The organism is Sphingomonas aurantiaca (assembly GCF_003050705.1).
GTDB classification, from domain to species: Bacteria; Pseudomonadota; Alphaproteobacteria; order Sphingomonadales; family Sphingomonadaceae; genus Sphingomonas; species Sphingomonas aurantiaca.
Genome location: NZ_QAOG01000003.1, coordinates 177,243 through 195,511 on the forward strand (window position 1 = coordinate 177,243; position 18,269 = coordinate 195,511).

The window sequence follows — 18,269 nt, forward strand, 5'->3', positions numbered from 1 at the left end:
TATGGGCGTTGGTCGGTGCGGCAACACGCTTCGTCGGATATGGTTCCCGGCGCGCTTTCAATTAAATCGAACCTCCCGTAGCCAGACTGCGACAAACGGGTTTTGGCCGGGGGGTCTCGATGAATTTCAAGGCGTTAGCAGCGCGTTTTGCGCTGGTGGTATCGTGCGGCCTGATGACGGCCACACCGGCAGCAGCCCAGTTCTGGCAGTGCGTGACGTTCGCCCGCTCGGTGTCGGGCATCGAGATCCGCGGCAACGCAAACACCTGGTGGAGCCAGGCCGAGGGTCGCTACGAGCGTGGCCACACCCCGAAGGCCGGTTCGGTCCTCGCCTTCTCGCCGACCTCGCGGATGCGCGTCGGCCATGTGGCGATGGTCTCGAAGGTCGTCAGCGACCGCGAAGTCCTCCTCACCCACGCCAACTGGTCGCGCCCCGGCGCGGTCGAGACCAACGTCCGTGCGGTCGACGTCTCCGACGCTGGCGACTGGAGCATGGTCAAGGTCTGGTACGGTCCGCAGGGCGGTCTCGGCACCTCGGCCTATCCGACCAAGGGCTTCATCTATTCGGGCCATGCCCCGGCCGGCGGCACGCTCGACGCGCCTGCGCAGCCCTCGTTCCAGATGGCCAGCGCCACGCGCACCGTCACCGCAACGCAGCGCGCCAACGCCGCGCAGCTCGCAAGCGTCCAGCACGGCCCGACCGACCCCCGCGGCATCTTCACGCTGGTGAACGAGGCGAACTGAGGTTCTGCTGGGCGATGTGGTGCCAGGCTGGTCCGGCACCCGCTACCGCCCCAACGTCTCGCACTGATCCCCCCCGGACAGTTTGACGCCCAAACGCTACCCTAAAGAAGCCCCCCCCCGGCGAAGGCCGGGGCCCAATTGGCGAGGTTTCGGTAACGGCGCGCAACGCCGATCAGCGACGTTTCCCAATTGGACCCCGGCCTTCGCCGGGGAGGTGCATTGGTCAATGTGCTGCGACGGCGACGCACATCTCTAAAAGCGCAAAAAGGGCCGATCCGCCCTACCCCCTTGTTCTCCCGCGAAGGCGGGAGCCCAGTCTGGATCCCCGCCTTCGCGGGGAAACACTCTTAGCTCGGCAACGATAAGCGACGCCCATCACGGGCTGAATTTCCTCAAGCAGCCTTAAACGTCAGCGCATCGCCGTTCATGCAATAGCGCTTCCCCGTCGGCTTTGGGCCATCGTCGAACACATGCCCAAGATGCCCGCCGCATCGCCGGCAATGCACCTCTGTCCGCGCCATCCCCATCGTCGAATCGACCCGGGTCCGCACCGCGTTCGGCATCGGCTGCCAGAAGCTCGGCCAGCCCGTCCCGCTCTCGAACTTGGTCTTCGACGAGAAATTCGGCAGGCCACATCCGCCGCACGCGAAGATCCCCGCGCGGTGTTCGCCGTTCAGCGGGCTCGAATAGGGTCGCTCGGTGCCCTCCTTGCGCAGCGTAGTATACGCATCGGGCGACAGCTTCTTGCGCCACTGCGCGTCGGTCAGCGTGACCTCGAACCGCTCGGCGGCCTGTGCGGGCTGCGACGTGCACCCCCAGAGCGCAAAGCCGGCGACACCCGCTCCGGCAAGCGTAAGAAAAGCGCGGCGGTCCTGGGTCATGTTCGTCTCCATGGTTCGGATATAGGTACGCGCGAACCGACCGATAAGGTGACGCCAACGCTCAGTATTTGCTGATTTCCACCGGCAGCGTGCGATAGCCGTGGACGAAGCACGCGTTCACGCGAGTCGGCTCCTCCAGCACGTTTACGCGCATCCGGCGTTTCGCCATCTCCTCCAGCAGGATCGCGATCTGCATCTCGGCCAGCCGCGCGCCGACGCAGCGGTGGATGCCATGCCCGAACGCCAGATGCCGCCGCGCATTGGCGCGATCCACCTGGATCGCATCCGCATCGTCGCCGAACACGCTCTCGTCGCGGTTCGCCGAGATGTACCAGAGGACCAGCTTGTCGCCCGCCTTGATCGATTGCCCCATCAGCTCGGTATCCGCGGTCGCGGTGCGGCGCATATGCGCGAGCGGGGTCTGCCAGCGCAGGATCTCGCTCACCGCATTGGGGATCAGCGCCGGATCCGCCTCGAGCTTGGCGCGCGCGTCGGGAAACTTGTCGAGCCCATAGGCGAGCGCGGACATCGAATTGCGAGTCGTGTCGTTGCCGCCGACGATCAGCAGGATGAGGTTCCCGATGAATTCATTGTGATCCATGTGCGACATCGCGTCCGAATGGATCATCATCGAGATCAGGTCGGGGGTCGGCTCCTTGTCGATCTTCGCATCCCACAAGGTTTTGAAATACGACCCGCATTCGAACATGTGGACAAGGCGTTGCTGGCGAAGCTCCTCGCTCTTCACCAGCTCGATATCGCCCGCCCAGTCGGACCAGAAGGTGAGCTTCCGGCGGTCGGCCCAGGGGAAATCGAACAGGATCGCGAGCATCTGCGTGGTGAGTTCGATCGCGACCGTGTCGACCCAGTCGAACCGCGTGTTCCACGGCAGGCTGTCGAGCATCGCCGCGGTCCGGCTGCGGATATCGCCCGACATCCGCGTCATCTCGCTGGGCGTGAAGGCGGGGGCGACGGTCCGGCGCTGGCCGGTATGGACCGGCCGGTCGCGCGCGATGAACATCGGCATCTGGACGTCGCGCTCGGCGACGAAATCGGCGATCGTGATGCCGCCCGCCTCGGACGAATAGAGCTCGGGGAGCGACTCGACTTCGACGATGCCCTTGTAGTTCGAGACCGACCAGTACGGACCGTAGTCGGAGTGCTCGACATAATGCACCGGCGACTCGGCGCGCAGCCGGGCGAACGGCGCCTGCCAAAGGTCGTCGCGGTAGAGTTCGGCGCGACTCACATCGAGCGGATCGACCGCTACGTCCACGTCCCGCGCCAGAGTCGCCATCGTCACCCTCCTATATTTTGGCACAGGAGAAGCTTTGCTGACACCTATGTCAATAGGGTTGATCCGAAGGCCCAGGATCCTCCCCCCGGCCGGGGAGGATCGAGCGGCCCTACGCGGTCGCCTTGGCCTTACGCCGCCAGAACGGCCGCGCGCTCCCCGATTGCAGCACGCCGCGCCGGAACAGCCGCGCGCCCACCGTGATGAAGATCGTCACCCACAGCGCCTGCCACGCGAGCGCCGCGACATGCGGCCACAGCTCGGGGGAATTCGCCGCGCGCCCGGCCATCGCGAACGGCGACGACAGCGGGAACAGCTCGGCGGCGGTCGCGATCCAGCTGCCGGGACGCGAGACCGCGGCCGACGACAGCCCGAACATCGCGACCTGCAGGATCGTGATCGGCAGCGACAGCATCTGGATCTCGCGCATCGTCGAGGCCTGCGCGCCGACGCCCAGGAACACCGAGCCGAGCAGCAGGTACGCCATGCTGAAATAGGCCGCAAACAGCAGCGCGAACGTCGGTCCGCCGACCGCCGGCGTCAGGTCGCCCAGTGCCGCCGCCGCGCCCGCCGGCATCAGCGTCGTGATCTGGCTGACCACCGTCCCCCAGAACGCGACGAACAGCACCGCGACGCCGAACATCCCGATCAGTTTGCCGAAGAACACCGATTCGAGCGGCACCGCGGCGGCGAGCACCTCGATCACCTTGTTGTTGCGCTCCTCGGCCATCGTGCCGACGACCTGGCCCGACAGGAACAGCGTCAGGAAGAAGATCCCGAACACTGCGAAGAAGGCGGACTGGTGCTGGCCCCCGACCGACGTCGTCGAGCGCGTGACCGGCGTCTTGGTCGCGGCGATCGCCGGCAGCGCGCCGCCCAGATTCTGCGCCGCCAGCGTCGTCTGCGCGAGCACGCCCAGATAATCCGCCGAGCGCCGTCCGCGCGGACCGTACAGGATCTGCGGCGCGTCGAGCGGGCCGTAGAGCACCGCCGACGCATCGACGTCCTTCGTCTCGAACGCGGCGCGCGCCTGCGCGGCCGGATCGGCGGCGGGCGCGACCGTGGTCAGTGCCGGGGGTGCCTCTTCGTCGCGGAACAGCGCGCGCAAGCCCGCGTCGGCCTGCGTGATCGGCCGCGCGGTCCCGGCGGGGACGATCGCGATGATCCGAGTCTTGTCCTGCGCGCCGCCGCTGACGCTGGCCGCACCCATCCCGCCGATCGCGCCGAACGATCCCATGATCACCGGCGCGAACAGGAACAGCAGGAAGATCGGCGTGAAGACGGTGGCGATAAAATCGCGCCGCGCGATCGTGAAGGTCTGGCGGAGAGTCCGGCGAAACCGCGTCATGCCGCGTCCTCCTTCGCCACGTCGCCATGCTGGCCGACGATCCGGACGAATGCCTCGTGCAGGCCGGGCCGCTCGATCGACAGCCCCGAAATCCCGTACCCCGCGTCGATCAACCGCACGAGCAAGCTCTCGATCCCCTCATTGGGCAGCTCGAACCGCCAGCTATCCCCGTCCGCCGCCGCATCCGCCGGCAACACGCCGCGGATCGCGGGGTCGGGGCGGTGTGGCGTATAGTGAACCCGCTGCGGCAGGATCCCGCGTGCGTCCGCCACCGTCCCCTCGAACCGGCGCTTGCCGCCCGCGATGATCGCGAGCCGGTCGCACAGCCGCTCGGCATGGCTCATGATATGCGTCGAGAACAGGATCGTCGCGCCGCGGTCGCGCTCGGCCAGGATCAGCGCCTCGAGCCGCTCCTGATTGACCGGATCGAGCCCCGAAAACGGCTCGTCGAGCACCAGTAAATCGGGCTGATGCACGACCGAGCCGAGCAGCTGCACCAGCTGCGCCATGCCCTTCGACAGCTTGCGGATCTTCTCGTCGACCGCATGGCCGAGCCCGGCAGCCTCCATCAGCACGACCGCGCGCTCGCGGCCGGTCTTCCAGTCGAGCCCGCGCAGCGCCCCCAGAAATGCGATCGCCTCGCGCGCCTTCATCGCCGGATACAGCCCGCGTTCCTCGGGCAGATAGCCGACCCGGTCGCTCGCATCCCGCGGATTGTCGTAGCCGAGCAATGTGCGCGATCCGGCGTCGGGCTCGATGATCCCCAGCAGCATCCGCAGCGTCGTCGTCTTGCCCGCGCCGTTGGGCCCAAGCACGCCGTACACCGAGCCGCGCGGCACCATCATGTCGACGCCGTCGACCACGCGCCGGTCGCCGAACCGCTTCACGATTCCGCTGGCGGTGACCGCCCATTCATCGTTCACGCGCAATCTTCCTCTCGAGGCTGGCCTCGTGGTAGCGGGCGGACGTGGCGCAAGACAAGCTGGAACACCGCCTTAAGGCCAAAGCGGCCGAATTGGGCTTTGCCGCCTGCGGAATCGCGCGCGCGGATGCCGCGCCGCGCGCGGGCGAACGGCTCCACCAATGGCTCGCCGACGGCCGCCACGGCGACATGATCTGGATGGAGGAGCGCAAGCACCACCGCGAAAGCCCCGCCGGCCTCTGGCCCGAGGTGCGCAGCGTCATCGCGCTCGGCATGAGCTACGCGCCCAAGGACGACCCGCTGCGCTTTGCGGACGAGGGCGGGGTAGGGCGCATCTCGGTCTACGCGCAGGGCCCCGACTATCACGACGTCGTGAAACGCCAGTTGAAGGCGCTCGGGCGCTGGCTGGCGGCGGAGGCGGGGCGCGACTTGCCCCCCTTCGACCTGAAAGTGTTCGTCGACACCGCGCCGGTGATGGAAAAGCCGCTCGCCGAAGCCGCCGGGCTCGGCTGGCAGGGCAAGCACACCAACCTCGTCAGCCGCGATCATGGCAGCTGGCTGTTCCTCGGCGCGATCTACACCACGCTCGATCTGGAACCGGACAAGGGCGGCGTCGACACCTGCGGCACCTGCACCGCCTGCCTCGGCGCATGCCCGACCGACGCGTTCCCCGCGCCGTTCCAGCTCGATGCCCGCCGCTGCATCTCCTATCTCACGATCGAGCATGCCGGCCCGATCCCGCACGAATTCCGCGCCGCGATCGGCAACCGCATCTATGGCTGCGACGACTGTCTGGCCGTGTGCCCCTGGAACAAGTTCGCCGCAGCCGCCAACGCGAACCTAGCCTTCCACCCTCGCGCCGAACTCGTTGCGCCGGAGCTGGCGGACATCCTCGCGCTCGACGACGCCGGCTTCCGTCAGGTCTTCGCCGGCTCCCCGATCAAACGCATCGGCCGCGACCGCATGATCCGCAACGCGCTGATCGCCGCGGGCAACAGCGGCGATCTACGCCTCGCCCCGCTCGTGCAGGATCTGCTGGCAGACGAAAACCCGGTGGTGCGCGACGCCGCGGACTGGGCGCTGTCCCGCCTCGGCGCGCCGTCCTAACCTTCGCTGCTACGGAATCGTTGGAGCCGACGCCTACTTCCCGCCCTCGCGCCGGGTGAGCGCGGCGACGCAGCTGGCGCGATCGATCGTGCTGCCGTCGAGTTCGCGGGCGTCGAGATAGGTGACGCGGGGGGCGTCGGATCCCTTGGGATAGAGATACGCGTCGAGCACGCAGATCCCGCTCTGGAACTGGAGTTTGCGCGCGCTGCCTTCGCGGACGTCGGCATCGGGCTGGCCGAACAGCCGGGTCAGACCGGCGGCGTCCTGGCCCAGCACGCGCTCCAGCCCGACGCTCGTATAGGGGATTGCGGGCCGTCCGACCGCGGGCTTGGCCACCGGTGCGGCGCACCCCGCCAGCCCGGCGCCGAGTGCGAGCGCCAGTCCCGTCGTCGTCAATCGCGTCATGGTCGGCCCTTACGGAAATTTCGGGTGTGGAAATAATGCGTCGCCATCGCCGCGCCCAGAACCGGGGCGGCGATGTTGAGGATCGGAACCACGAACAGCCCGGTGTTCGCAAGCCCCAGCACGAACCGCCCGCCCCTCGTCGTCGCACGCCAGCCCCGCATCGCCGCCGCATCCATGTGCCGCGCCGCCACCATGTCCCCCAAGTCGCGCCCGAGCAGCCAGCCATTGACGAGGAAGAACGCCGCGGCGGTGCCCACCCCGGTGACGAGCAACGCGATATAGACGGGCAACATCAGCAGGTTGACCAGCACGACGCGCGCCGCGGAGCGGAGGCCCATCGCCAGGCTGCGCGCGAAGGCGACGGGGCGCGCGGTCCGCAACGCCTCGGGATAATGCCGCGCCTCGACCGCCTCGACGACCTCGTCCGCGAAGACCCCGACGACCGCGATCGCGACCGCGCGAAACAACAGCCACAGCGCGAGGATCGTGACGAACAAGGCAAACACCGCGGCGAGGCCGTCGGTATGCCAGCCAAGCCACGCCGCCAACGCCGCCTGCGTTCCCCACCATGTCGCAATTCCGAGCAACGCGAAGACGAGCAGCGTGACGAGCATCGACTTCACGAACACGCGCAGGACCGGCGGATCGGTGAGCTGGCCGAGCGAGAGGAGGAGGGCGCGGATCATGATGCGGGGATGGCGCGCGGTGGTGGGAAGGTCAACGCGGCTTTGGTGGCATGGGGCTCCGGGCGTCCGACACCTTATAGTTCCCCCGCGGACGCGGGGGGCCAGCTAAACCACGCACACCGCCCGAGACCCTGGCCCCCCGCGTTCGCGACGGAACAGAAGAGAAAGCAGGATGCTGCTGCATCGTCACTACCTGCCAGCGAAGCTCACGAAATTACGGAAATCCCCTCAGGGCCACCACCCCGGCGAAGGCCGGGGCCCAATTGGAAAGGTCGTCGTGACGCAGCGATGCCCGTCGCCATGATCGTTCCCCAATTGGGCCCCGGCCTTCGCCGGGGTGGTGCAGATCCGATTGCGTGGCATCGCGTGTCGGCGGAGAGCACGGCCCCCCATCCCCCCACACCAGTTGCACCAATCCCCCCCGCCATTTACGGCATAGGCTTTCCCATACCGCCCGGAGACTCCCCTTGAGCACCCCCACCTACGACGTGGTCGCGATCGGCAATGCCATCGTCGACATCCTTGCCTCCGCCGACGATGCGTTCATCGCCGAGATCGGCGTCGCCAAGGGCTCGATGCAGCTGATGTTCTCGTCGGAGGAGGCCGACGCGCTCTACGCCAAGATGGGCCCCGGCATGGAGATTTCGGGCGGCTCGGCGGCCAACACGGTCGCCGGCGTCGCCGCGCTCGGCGGCAAGTGCGGGTTCATCGGCCAGGTCGCCGACGACCAGCTCGGCCAGGTCTTCGCGCATGACGTCCGCAGCATTGGTATCGAGTTCGCCACGCCGGTCCGCGCGGGCGACCCGACCACCGGCCGCTGCCTCATCTTCGTGACGCCCGATGGCCAGCGGACGATGAACACCTTCCTCGGTGCAGGCCAGTTCCTCCCCGCCGCGGCGATCGACACGGCGATGATCGCCGACAGCGCGATCCTGTATCTCGAGGGCTATCTCTGGGATCCCGAAGAGCCGCGCGCCGCGATGCGCGCCGCGATCGATTGCGCCCGCGGGGCAGGCCGCAAGGTCGCCTTCACGCTCAGCGACGTGTTCTGCATCTCGCGTCACGGCGGCGATTTCCGCCAGCTGCTGTCGGACGGCCTGATCGACATCCTGTTCGCCAACGAGAGCGAACTGGCAGCACTCGCCGAGACCGAGGATTTCGACGCAGCGGTCGCCAAGATCTCGGCGCAGGTGCCGACCCTGGTCGTCACGCGCGGCGAGCACGGTGCGTGCGCGATCCAGAACGGCGCGCGCGCCGAGGTCAAGGCCGAGCCGATCGCCAAGGTCGTCGACACGACCGGCGCGGGCGACCTGTTCGCGGCTGGCTTCCTCCACGGCCAGGCGCAGGGCTACGACCTGAACGCCTCGCTGAAGCTGGGTGCGGTCTGCGCAGCCGAGATCATCAGCCATGTCGGCGCGCGCCCGATGGTCGACATGAAGGCGCTCGCCGCCAAGCATATCGGCTGAGCCCAAGGCCCCCTCAATCCTCCCCTTGGCGGGGGAAGATCAGGGAGGGGGACCGCCGCCGTTACGGTGCGCAGGCCCGGACACAAAAAAAGGGCCGCGGGAGTTTCCTCCCGCGGCCGTTTTTGCGTCCCGGATCACCCAGGATCAGTGGTGGGTCGGTCCGACATATTCGCCCATTTCGGGGCCCGCTTCGTCGTCCAGCCCGTGATAGAGCCGGCTGTTGCGCATCCCGTACGCGAAATACATCGCGATCGCGGCCAGCGTGTACCAGAAGAAGAACACCAGCACGCGCCACTCGACCGTCAGGATCAGCGCGCCGCACGCGACGATGCCGAGCGCCGGCAGCACCGGGTAGAGAGGCACCTTGAAGCCGCGCGGGATCTCCGGATGCGTGCGCCGCAGCCAGATCACCGACAGGCAGACGATCGCGAACGCGGCGAGCGTACCGACCGAGGTCATGTCGCCGAGCACGTTGATGTCGAAGAACCCGGCCGCGAACGCGGTGATGATCCCGACGGCCAGCGTGTTGACCCACGGCGTCTTGAACTTCTTGTGGACGGTCGCGAACACGCGCGGCAGCAGGCCGTCGCGCGCCATCGTGTAGAAGATGCGCGTCTGGCCGTACATCAGCACCAGCACGACCGAGGTCAGGCCGATGATCGCGCCCGCCTTGATGATCTGCGCGAACCACGCCCATTGCGGGCCCAGCGCGTCGACCGCGACCGCGACCGGATCGGGAACGTTCAGTTCCTTGTAGTTCACGATCAGCGTCATCACGATCGAGACGAGGATATACAGGATCGTGCAGACGACGAGGCTGCCGATGATGCCGACCGGCATGTCCTTCTTCGGATCCTTGGCCTCCTGGCCCGCGGTCGAGACCGCCTCGAAACCGATATAGGCGAAGAACACGATCGAGGCCGCGCGGAACACGCCGCCCCAGCCGAACTCGCCCTTGTCGCCAGTCGAGGGCGGGATGAACGGGTCCCAGTTCTGCTTCAGCGTGTCGTAATGCTGGATCACGAACCAGCCGCAGATCAGGATGAACGCGATGATCACGGTCATCTTGATCGCGACGATCACGTTGTTGACCTTCGCGCTCTCCGACACGCCGACCACCAGCAGGCACGACAGCGCGATGCAGATCAGGAAGGCGGGCAGGTTGAACAGATATTCGACCGGGGCGCCGTTGACGAGGATGTCGACACCGGCCTTCTGGACGTGATGGCCGGTCGGGCCGGTCAGCTCGACCGGGATGACGACGCCGTAATCGCCCAGCAGGCTGACGACATAGCCCGCCCAGCCGACCGCGACGACCGAGGCCGCCAGCCCGTATTCGAGCAGCAGCAGCGCGCCCATGATCCACGCGGCGAACTCGCCGATGGTCGTGTAGCTATAGGTATAGGCCGATCCGGAGACGGGCAGCGTCGACGACAGCTCGGCATAGCAAAGCCCGGCGAGCGCGCAGACGATGCCTGCGACGAGGAACGAGAGGAGCACCGCGGGGCCGGCATGCAGCGCGGCGGCATTGCCGGTCCGCACGAAGATGCCCGCGCCGATGATGCAGCCGATGCCGAGGAACACCAGGTTCCAGGCACCGAGCGTGCGCTTGAGTTCGCTGGTCTGCGTCTCACGCTGTACCTGCTCCACCGTCTTGCGGAGCGTCATACGCGACAGCAGACCCATTGCGGGTCGAGTGGCCATCAATTCTCCCTTGGCCGCCCCCCGGCGGCGCGGTCGTTCAATAAAGCGGCGAGCCTAATGGCAATTTTATTACGTGCAACGCTTTAGTGCGGCCAAGCTGGCCTATCGCGCGAGCATCGGCCCGAGCGGGCGTCCGGCAAAGACATGAACATGCAGATGCGGCACTTCCTGGTGACCGTCCTGGCCGATGTTCGCGAGCAGGCGATAGCCCGGCTCGACCAGCCCCGCAGCACGCGCGACCGCGCCCACCGCCCGGATGAAACCGGCGATCTCGGTGTCCGGCGCGCGCGCGGAAAAATCGTCCCACGAGACGTAGGCGCCCCTGGGAATCACGAGCAGATGCGTCGGCGCCTGCGGGTTGATGTCGTGGAAGGCGATCGCGAAGTCGTCTTCGTAGACGCGCTTGGACGGGATCTCGCCGCGCAGGATCTTGGCGAAGATGTTCTGGTCGTCGTAAGGCTGGGTGGCGTCGATCGGCATATATTCCCCTTCCGCTTGCGGGAGGGGTTAGGGGAGGGGCTTGCCTTCCCGATCCCGGCGGAGCGTGATCGTCATGCCCTCCCCCGACCCCTCCCGCAAGCGGAAGGGGAGCAGGTCATCCCGCCCGAGCAGCCTTTTCGACCAGCCCACCGACGCCCTCGCGCCGTTCCAGCTCCACGCGCACATCGTCGAGGCTGAGCCCCGCATCCGCGAGCAGCACCGCCAGATGAAACATCAGATCCGCCGCCTCGGGCACGATGCTCGCCTCGTCGCCCGAACACGCGGCGATCACCGTCTCGACGGCTTCCTCGCCGAGCTTCTGCGCGATCTTGGGGCGGCCCTTGGCGAACAGGCTCGCGGTGTACGAGGTGTCGGCGGGCGCATCGCGGCGTTCGCGGATGGTCGCTTCGAGGCGGTCGAATACGGGGTCTGCCATGCGCGGCGTGCTGACGCAGCGCGGCAGGCAGGTCAATCCTTCTTGAGCGTGCCCCCGGGCGGCCTGGTCTTCGCGAACCGCTTGCGCAACGCGCGCCGGACCAGCCAGACCCCGGTCGCCGCGAACACGAACAACGCGACGTCCGACAGCGCGAGCCCGGTGGGGGGATGCGCGGTGCCGCTATGCCCGGACTCGACCGCAAGGACGGTGAGCACCGGCACGCGCGTCAGGCCGTACGGACCGGCGTGCGAACCGGGATACCCGCCGCCGCCAGCGCCGCATGCGCATCGCCGATCGACGCCTGCCCGAAATGAAAGATCGACGCGGCGAGGACCGCGCTCGCATGCCCGTCACGGATGCCCGCGACCAGATCGTCGAGCCCGCCCACGCCGCCGCTCGCGACCACGGGCACGCCGACCCGGTCCGAAATCGCCCGGATCAGGTCGAGGTCGTAACCGCTCCGAGTCCCGTCGCGGTCCATCGAGGTGACGAGCAGCTCGCCAGCCCCTAGGTCCGCGAGCTTCAAGGCATGCGCAATCGCGTCGATCCCGGTCGCCCGCCTGCCGCCATGCGTGAACACCTCCCAGCCTTCGCCCGAGCGTCGCGCGTCGACGCTCGCGACGCAGCACTGGCTGCCGAAGCGCTCGGCGATGTCGGCGACGAGCTCCGGCCGTTCGACCGCCGCGGAATTGACCGCGACCTTGTCCGCACCCGCCAGCAACAGCGCGCGCGCATCGTCCGCAGTGCGCACGCCGCCGCCGACCGTCAGCGGCATGAAGCACACCGCCGCGGTCCGCCGCACGACGTCGAGAATCGTACCGCGCCCTTCATGGCTTGCGCCGATATCCAGGAAGCACAATTCGTCCGCCCCGGCCGCGTCATAGGCGCGCGCCTGCTCGACCGGATCACCGGCGTCACGCAGTTCGACGAAGTTCACGCCCTTCACGACGCGGCCATCGGCGACGTCGAGACACGGGATGACTCTGGCGCGGACGGTCATGCGCCTGCCCGAAGAAATGGTTCACGCGGAGACGCGGAGACGCGAAGACGCGGCGGAGCCGCTAAGAAGAGGATTTCGCGCAGAGGCGCAGAGGGCGCAGAGAAGAGGGGGAGCAGCGAAGCCCGCAGGATACCGACGCCGGTAGCAAAAAGATGAATGCTGCCGCGCACTACCTCCGCGCTCTCTGCGCCTCTGCGCGAAAAACTTTCACTATCTCCGCGTCTCCGCGTCTCCGCGCGACCCCTCATGCGGCCTTCGCCACGCTCAAGGCCGCCGCGAGATCGAGCCGGCCATCGTACAACGCCCGCCCCGTAATCACGCCCTCGACCCCATCGCGGACATGCAGCGCCAGCACGTGGATCTCGGCAATCCCCTTCACCCCGCCGCTCGCGATCACCGGAATGTCGACCGACCGCGCCAGGTCGACCGTCGCCTCGACGTTGCAACCCTTGAGCATCCCGTCGCGCCCCACGTCCGTGAACAGCAACGACGCCACCCCTGCATCCTCGAACCGCCGCGCGAGATCGACCGCGCTCGTGGTCGAGACGTCGGCCCAGCCCTTGGTCGCGACCATGCCGTCCTTCGCATCGACCGCGACGACGATGCCGCCGGGGAAATCCTTCGCCACGCCGCGCACGAAGTCGGGATCCTCGAGCGCTGCGGTGCCGATCACGACTCGCGACACGCCCAGGTCGAACCAGCCCTCGACATTGGCGCGCGTGCGGATGCCGCCGCCAAGCTGCACATGCCCCGGAAACTGCGAAACGATCGCGCGCACCGCGTCGCCATTGACCGACGCGCCCGCAAACGCGCCATCGAGATCGACGACGTGCAGATGCTCGGCCCCCGCCTCGGCGAACAGCATCGCCTGCGCGGCGGGATCGTCGCCATAGACGGTCGCGCGGTCCATATCGCCCTCGGCGAGGCGGACGACCTGCCCGGCCTTGAGGTCGATCGCGGGGAAGATGATGAGGCTCATGGCCGCCACTCCAGAAAACGTTCGAGCAAGGCCAGGCCGTAGCGTTGGCTCTTCTCAGGATGAAATTGCACGCCGATCATCGTGTCGCGGCCGATCGCCGCGGTGACCGCGCCAGCATGCTCGGTGGTTGCGAGCACGTCCGCGCCCTCAAAGGCAAAGCTGTGCAGGAAATACGCCTCGCCCGGCGCGATCAGCGGATGCGCGGTGGTCGGCACGACATCGTTCCAGCCCATATGCGGCACCTTCGCGTCGCTGCTGCCCGGCTCGAGCCGTCGCACGCGCCCGGAGACCCAGCCAAGCCCGGCATGCGTCCCCATTTCCTCGCCCGCCTCGGCCATCAATTGCATCCCGACGCAGATGCCGAGGAACGGCGTACCCTCGTCGCGCACGCGCCGGTTCAGCGCCTCGACCATGCCAGGCACTGCGCGCAACGCCGCGGCGCACGCGCCATACGCCCCGACGCCCGGCAGCACGATCCGGTCGGCCTTCGCGACGACGTCCGCGTCGGCGGTGACGATCAGGTCGCTACAGCCCGCGGTGCGCAGTGCGTTCTCGACAGAATGGAGATTGCCCGCGCCGTAATCGATCAGCGCGAGCGTCACAGTATCCCCTTGGTCGACGGGATCGCGTCGGCCTTGCGCGGGTCGATCTCGATCGCGGTGCGCAGCGCGCGCGCGACGCCCTTGAACGCGGCCTCGGCGATGTGATGATTGTTGGTGCCGTACAGCGTCTCGACATGCAGCGTGATGCCAGCGGCCTGCGCAAAGCTGTGGAAGAAATGCTCGAACATCTCGGTATCCATCGTGCCGAGCCGCGTCTGCGAGAACAGGTCCTTCCACACCAGCCACGGCCGCCCGGAGATATCGAGCGCCACCCGCGTGAGAGTCTCGTCCATCGGCGACAGCGCATCGCCGTACCGCGTGATGCCGCGCTTGTCGCCGAGCGCCTGCGCAAATGCCTGGCCGATCGCGATGCCGGTATCCTCGACCGTGTGATGCTCGTCGATATGCAGGTCGCCCTTGGTGCGGACGGTGAGATCGATCAGCGAATGGCGCGACAATTGTTCGAGCATGTGATCGAAGAAACCGACCCCGGTCTCGACGTCGTAAACGCCGGTCCCGTCGAGGTTTATGGTGACGTCGATCGCCGTCTCGGCGGTGGAGCGGGAAATCGTGGCGGTGCGCATGCCACCTCCCATAACGTGCGCCACGACGCATGCAATCTTGACCGGCATCCGAATACCGCTACCCAGAGGGAATGAGCGATGGACTGCCCGATAGCCTGATTCCGTACGACGAGATCGTGCAAGAAGCCCTGCGTGCCGTGGTCGGCCGTGTGCTCGGCTCCGTGTCGGAGGCCGGTGGGCTTCCCGGCGAGCATCATTTCTATATCACCTTCAAGACGCAGGCGCCGGGAGTCGACATTCCCAAGCGGCTGATCGAGCGTTTTCCGGACGAGATGACGATCGTCATGCAGAACCGCTATTGGGACCTCGTCGTCGACGATACGCGCTTCTCGATCGGGCTCAGCTTCAACCAGGTCCCGTCGAAACTGGTGATCCCCTATTCGGCGATCACCGCGTTCCAGGATCCGGCGGTCAGCTTCGAACTGCGCTTCCAGGCGCAGGAGGGCGCCGACGAGGCGCTCGGCGAGCATGACGAACCCGAGAATGACGGCCCGACCGCGGTGCCGATCGAAGACGGCTCGAACGTCGTCGCCGTGGATTTCAAGCGGAAGAAGTAACCCGCTAAACTCCCTCGCCCCTCCGGGGAGAGGGAAGGGGCCCGCGGCCCTTGCCGTGGGAAGGGAGAGGGGCGTTGGGACACGCGTCCCGAGCCTCACGCCCCTCTCCCTTCCGTCGCCTGCGGCTCCTCCCTCCCTCTCCCCGTAGGGGCGAGGGATCCAGCGCAAGCCCCGGAAGGTTGACTTTGTATGACCACCACCCGCACAGAAACCGACTCGATCGGCCCGATCGAAGTCCCCGCCGACGCCTATTGGGGCGCGCAGACCGAGCGATCGGTCGAGAATTTCCCCTTCGGCACCCGCGAACGCATGCCGATCGAGATCGTCCATGCGCTCGCGCTCGTCAAACAGGCCGCGGCGCGCGTGAACCGCACCCACGGCCTCGACGCCACCATCGCCGACGCGATCGAGTCGGCCGCGCAGGAAGTCATCGACGGCACGCTCGACGACCAGTTCCCGCTGGTCATCTGGCAGACCGGCAGCGGCACGCAGTCGAACATGAACGTCAACGAGGTCATCGCCGGCCGCGCCAACGAGGTCCTCACCGGCACGCGCGGCGGCAAGTCGCCCGTCCATCCCAACGATCACGTCAACATGAGCCAGTCGTCGAACGACAGCTTCCCGACCGCGCTCCACATCGCCGCCGCGATCGCCACGACGCAGCGGCTGATCCCTGCACTCGACCGGCTCCACGCCGCGCTCGACGCGAAGGCCAAGGCCTGGGACGACATCGTCAAGATCGGCCGCACGCACCTTCAGGACGCGACGCCGCTGACGCTGGGGCAGGAATTCTCCGGTTATGCCAACCAGCTCTATCGCTGCCGGCACCGGATCGAGCCCGCGGTCGGCCACGGCATGGTCATCCTCGCGCAGGGCGGCACCGCGGTCGGCACCGGGCTGAACGCGCCCGCCGGTTTCGGCGACGCGTTCGCGGCCGAAATGGCGACGATCACCGGCCTGCCGTTCGTCAGCGCGCGCAACAAGTTCGAGGCGCTCGCTTCGAACGACCCGCTCGTCCACCTCTCGGGCACGCTCAACACGCTGGCGGTCGCACTCACCAAGATCGCCAACGATATCCGCCTGCTCGGCTCCGGCCCGCGTTGCGGCTTCGGCGAGATCGACCTGCCCGCGAACGAGCCCGGCAGCTCGATCATGCCCGGCAAGGTCAACCCCACCCAGTGCGAGATGCTGACGATGGTCGCAGGCCAGGTGATGGGCAATCATGTCGCAGTAACGGTCGGCGGGATGCAGGGCCATCTCGAGTTGAACGTCTTCAAGCCGCTGATCGGCGCTAACGTGCTGCGCTCGATCGACCTGCTCGCGACCGCGATGGAAGGATTCGCGACACGCTGCGTCGACGGCATCGAGCCCAATCGCGACCGCATCGCCGATCTGCTCGACCGCTCGCTGATGCTGGTGACCGCGCTCGCCCCCGAGATCGGCTACGACGCGGCGGCAAAGATCGCCAAGCACGCGCATGCCGAAGGACTGACGCTGAAGGAGGCGGGCCTCGCGCTCGGGCTGGTCGACGCCGAAACGTTCGACCGGGTGGTGCGACCCGAGTCGATGCTCGGCCGCTAACCTCCCCACCCCGTCATCCTGACGAAAGTCAGGACCCACAGCCATAAGCGTCGCGCGTCGTAACTCTGGATCCTGGATCAAGTCCAGGATGACGGGTGCTGTGCACAACCTCCCCACCGTCATCCTGACGACAGTCAGGATCCAGGATTACTCAGCGAGACGATCGTGGCTCTGGGTCCTGGCGTTCGTCAGGATGACGGATGATGGTGAGGCGGGGAACCCAAACGCCCTTCGCGCGCTAACCCGCCACACGCGAAGGAGAAATTACGTGGGCGCAACGACCATAGGCGCGCTGATCGGCGCAGGCATCGATTCGCTGAGCGGCGACGACGGCAATGCGGACGGCGCGATCATCGGTGCGATCACCGCCAACGTACTCAAGATCGTCGTGCCGCTGGCCGTGACCTACGCGATCGGCTGGGCGGTGCTGCGCGGTGCAGCGGAGCTCAAGGACCAGGTTTTCGGAGAGGTTAAGTCATGATCGGACGTATCATCAGTGCACTGGTTGGCCGCGAAATGGGCCGTCGCGACGGTTCGGGCGGCGCATCGGGCGCGGTCAAGGGCGTGGTCGCGATGGGGCTGATGCGCCGCATGGGCCCGCTCGGCATGATCCTCGGCGGCGGCTATGCGGCCAAGAAGGCGTATGACCGCAACAAGGCGCGCAAGGCGGGCTACTGATCCGCCGTCAGAATGACACGCGCGGGCCGCGCATGGGTTGACGCCCATGCGCTGTCCGCGGCAAGGGCGCGCATGCCCCACACACTTCCGTCCGACCCGCATGGTTTCCGTCGCCGCGGAGTCCTGTTCGTGCTGTCCTCGCCTTCCGGCGCCGGCAAGTCGACCATCGCACGCAGATTGCTCGCAGACGAGCATGAGCTGGAGATGTCGGTCTCGGTAACGACCCGCGCGATGCGCCCGGGCGAAGTCGACGGCAAGGATTACCATTTCACCGATCTCGAGGGCTTTCGCGACATGGTCGCGAAGGACGAGTTCCTCGAATGGGCGCACGTCTTCAACCACCGCTACGGTACCCCGCGCGCGCAGGTCGAGGAGATGCTGGCCGCGGGCAAGGACGTGCTGTTCGACATCGACTGGCAGGGCGCGCAGCAGCTGTTCCAGATCGCCGGCGGCGACGTCGTCCGCGTCTTCATCTTCCCGCCATCGATGGAAGAACTCCACCGCCGCCTCACCAGCCGCGGCACCGACTCGACCGAGGTGATCGACGCGCGCATGTCGCGCGCCGCGAACGAGGTCAGCCACTGGGACGGCTATGATTACGTCCTGGTCAACGACGACGTCGACAGCTGCATCCGCGGTGTGAAGACGATCCTCGCCGCGGAGCGCTTGAAGCGTTCGCGCCAGACCGGCCTGATCGGCTTCATCCGCCGCCTGACCCGCTGAGGCGAATAGCAGCCCCATCCGTCATCCCAGCGAAAGCTGGGATCTCCCTGTTCGGGCCGCAGCGCTCGCCAAGCAGGATACCCCAGCGTTCGC

The 18,269-nt window shown here is 67.3% G+C and carries 22 protein-coding genes; 8 read left to right on the forward strand and 14 right to left on the reverse strand.

The window, feature by feature from the left end; translation table 11 throughout:
- The first annotated feature begins 119 nt into the window (after positions 1 to 119).
- Entirely contained in the window at positions 120 to 743 is a 624-nt protein-coding gene (locus C8J26_RS09720) for a CHAP domain-containing protein (protein WP_107957749.1), read from the forward strand.
- Between the two features lie 392 nt (positions 744 to 1,135).
- On the opposite strand, the gene msrB is transcribed toward C8J26_RS09720, so the two are convergent.
- The 4 genes from msrB to C8J26_RS09740 form a co-directional block, all read right to left on the reverse strand.
- Positions 1,136 to 1,624, reverse strand: a complete 489-nt coding sequence (gene msrB / locus C8J26_RS09725; RefSeq protein ID WP_107958138.1) for a peptide-methionine (R)-S-oxide reductase MsrB — start codon at positions 1,622 to 1,624, stop codon at positions 1,136 to 1,138.
- A 61-nt stretch (positions 1,625 to 1,685) separates the two neighbouring features.
- Entirely contained in the window at positions 1,686 to 2,921 is a 1,236-nt protein-coding gene (locus tag C8J26_RS09730) for a cytochrome P450 (protein WP_107957750.1), read from the reverse strand.
- A gap of 109 nt (positions 2,922 to 3,030) precedes the next feature.
- A complete protein-coding gene (locus tag C8J26_RS09735) occupies positions 3,031 to 4,266 on the reverse strand; it encodes an ABC transporter permease (protein ID WP_107957751.1) in 1,236 nt (411 codons plus the stop codon).
- A complete protein-coding gene (locus C8J26_RS09740; RefSeq protein WP_107957752.1) occupies positions 4,263 to 5,189 on the reverse strand; it encodes an ABC transporter ATP-binding protein in 927 nt (308 codons plus the stop codon). Before C8J26_RS09740 ends, C8J26_RS09735 begins: the two co-directional genes overlap by 4 nt.
- A 44-nt stretch (positions 5,190 to 5,233) precedes the next feature.
- Here C8J26_RS09740 and queG point away from each other — a divergent pair, with 44 nt between their 5' ends.
- On the forward strand, positions 5,234 to 6,295 hold the full coding sequence (gene queG, locus C8J26_RS09745; protein WP_107957753.1) for a tRNA epoxyqueuosine(34) reductase QueG: 1,062 nt from the start codon (positions 5,234 to 5,236) through the stop codon (positions 6,293 to 6,295).
- 33 nt (positions 6,296 to 6,328) lie between these two features.
- Here queG and C8J26_RS09750 read toward each other — a convergent pair whose 3' ends face one another.
- Together C8J26_RS09750 and C8J26_RS09755 are read right to left on the reverse strand one after the other, a co-directional pair.
- Positions 6,329 to 6,700 (reverse strand): hypothetical protein, encoded by a 372-nt coding sequence (locus tag C8J26_RS09750; RefSeq protein WP_107957754.1) that lies wholly within the window; start codon positions 6,698 to 6,700, stop codon positions 6,329 to 6,331.
- On the reverse strand, positions 6,697 to 7,386 hold the full coding sequence (locus C8J26_RS09755; protein ID WP_107957755.1) for an EI24 domain-containing protein: 690 nt from the start codon (positions 7,384 to 7,386) through the stop codon (positions 6,697 to 6,699). Before C8J26_RS09755 ends, C8J26_RS09750 begins: the two co-directional genes overlap by 4 nt.
- A gap of 467 nt (positions 7,387 to 7,853) precedes the next feature.
- On the opposite strand from C8J26_RS09755, the gene C8J26_RS09760 reads away from it, so the two are divergent.
- Entirely contained in the window at positions 7,854 to 8,852 is a 999-nt protein-coding gene (locus C8J26_RS09760; RefSeq protein WP_107957756.1) for an adenosine kinase, read from the forward strand.
- Positions 8,853 to 8,996: 144 nt separating this feature from the next.
- On the opposite strand, the gene C8J26_RS09765 is transcribed toward C8J26_RS09760, so the two are convergent.
- The 8 genes from C8J26_RS09765 to hisB form a co-directional block, all read right to left on the reverse strand.
- Positions 8,997 to 10,556, reverse strand: a complete 1,560-nt coding sequence (locus C8J26_RS09765; RefSeq protein WP_056416299.1) for an amino acid permease — start codon at positions 10,554 to 10,556, stop codon at positions 8,997 to 8,999.
- A 102-nt stretch (positions 10,557 to 10,658) separates the two neighbouring features.
- Positions 10,659 to 11,036 carry an HIT domain-containing protein gene (locus tag C8J26_RS09770; RefSeq protein ID WP_107957757.1) on the reverse strand — a complete coding sequence of 126 codons (378 nt, stop codon included), beginning with the start codon at positions 11,034 to 11,036 and terminating at the stop codon, positions 10,659 to 10,661.
- 115 nt (positions 11,037 to 11,151) lie between these two features.
- Entirely contained in the window at positions 11,152 to 11,472 is a 321-nt protein-coding gene (locus C8J26_RS09775) for a phosphoribosyl-ATP diphosphatase (RefSeq protein WP_107957758.1), read from the reverse strand.
- Between the two features lie 32 nt (positions 11,473 to 11,504).
- Positions 11,505 to 11,687, reverse strand: coding sequence for a hypothetical protein (locus C8J26_RS09780; RefSeq protein WP_244185244.1), 183 nt, complete (start codon positions 11,685 to 11,687; stop codon positions 11,505 to 11,507).
- Between the two features lie 11 nt (positions 11,688 to 11,698).
- Positions 11,699 to 12,472: an imidazole glycerol phosphate synthase subunit HisF gene (hisF, locus tag C8J26_RS09785; protein ID WP_107957760.1), complete on the reverse strand. Its 774-nt coding sequence runs from the start codon at positions 12,470 to 12,472 to the stop codon at positions 11,699 to 11,701.
- A gap of 244 nt (positions 12,473 to 12,716) precedes the next feature.
- On the reverse strand, positions 12,717 to 13,451 hold the full coding sequence (gene hisA, locus C8J26_RS09790) for a 1-(5-phosphoribosyl)-5-[(5-phosphoribosylamino)methylideneamino]imidazole-4-carboxamide isomerase (protein WP_107957761.1): 735 nt from the start codon (positions 13,449 to 13,451) through the stop codon (positions 12,717 to 12,719).
- Positions 13,448 to 14,053, reverse strand: coding sequence for an imidazole glycerol phosphate synthase subunit HisH (hisH, locus tag C8J26_RS09795; RefSeq protein ID WP_107957762.1), 606 nt, complete (start codon positions 14,051 to 14,053; stop codon positions 13,448 to 13,450). Before hisH ends, hisA begins: the two co-directional genes overlap by 4 nt.
- Entirely contained in the window at positions 14,050 to 14,637 is a 588-nt protein-coding gene (hisB, locus tag C8J26_RS09800; protein WP_056416315.1) for an imidazoleglycerol-phosphate dehydratase HisB, read from the reverse strand. The genes hisH and hisB overlap by 4 nt, the downstream gene beginning before the upstream one ends.
- Before the next feature lie 71 nt (positions 14,638 to 14,708).
- On the opposite strand from hisB, the gene C8J26_RS09805 reads away from it, so the two are divergent.
- From C8J26_RS09805 to gmk, 5 genes are all read left to right on the forward strand, one after another.
- Complete coding sequence (locus C8J26_RS09805; RefSeq protein ID WP_055873918.1) at positions 14,709 to 15,194, forward strand: SspB family protein; 486 nt, start codon at positions 14,709 to 14,711, stop codon at positions 15,192 to 15,194.
- 189 nt (positions 15,195 to 15,383) lie between these two features.
- Entirely contained in the window at positions 15,384 to 16,775 is a 1,392-nt protein-coding gene (gene fumC / locus C8J26_RS09810; protein ID WP_107957763.1) for a class II fumarate hydratase, read from the forward strand.
- 268 nt (positions 16,776 to 17,043) lie between these two features.
- Positions 17,044 to 17,256: a hypothetical protein gene (locus C8J26_RS09815; RefSeq protein ID WP_056019850.1), complete on the forward strand. Its 213-nt coding sequence runs from the start codon at positions 17,044 to 17,046 to the stop codon at positions 17,254 to 17,256.
- A complete protein-coding gene (locus C8J26_RS09820) occupies positions 17,253 to 17,453 on the forward strand; it encodes a hypothetical protein (RefSeq protein WP_056052077.1) in 201 nt (66 codons plus the stop codon). Before C8J26_RS09815 ends, C8J26_RS09820 begins: the two co-directional genes overlap by 4 nt.
- A 72-nt stretch (positions 17,454 to 17,525) precedes the next feature.
- Positions 17,526 to 18,176, forward strand: coding sequence for a guanylate kinase (gene gmk / locus C8J26_RS09825; protein ID WP_031394372.1), 651 nt, complete (start codon positions 17,526 to 17,528; stop codon positions 18,174 to 18,176).
- The last annotated feature ends 93 nt before the right edge of the window (positions 18,177 to 18,269 follow it).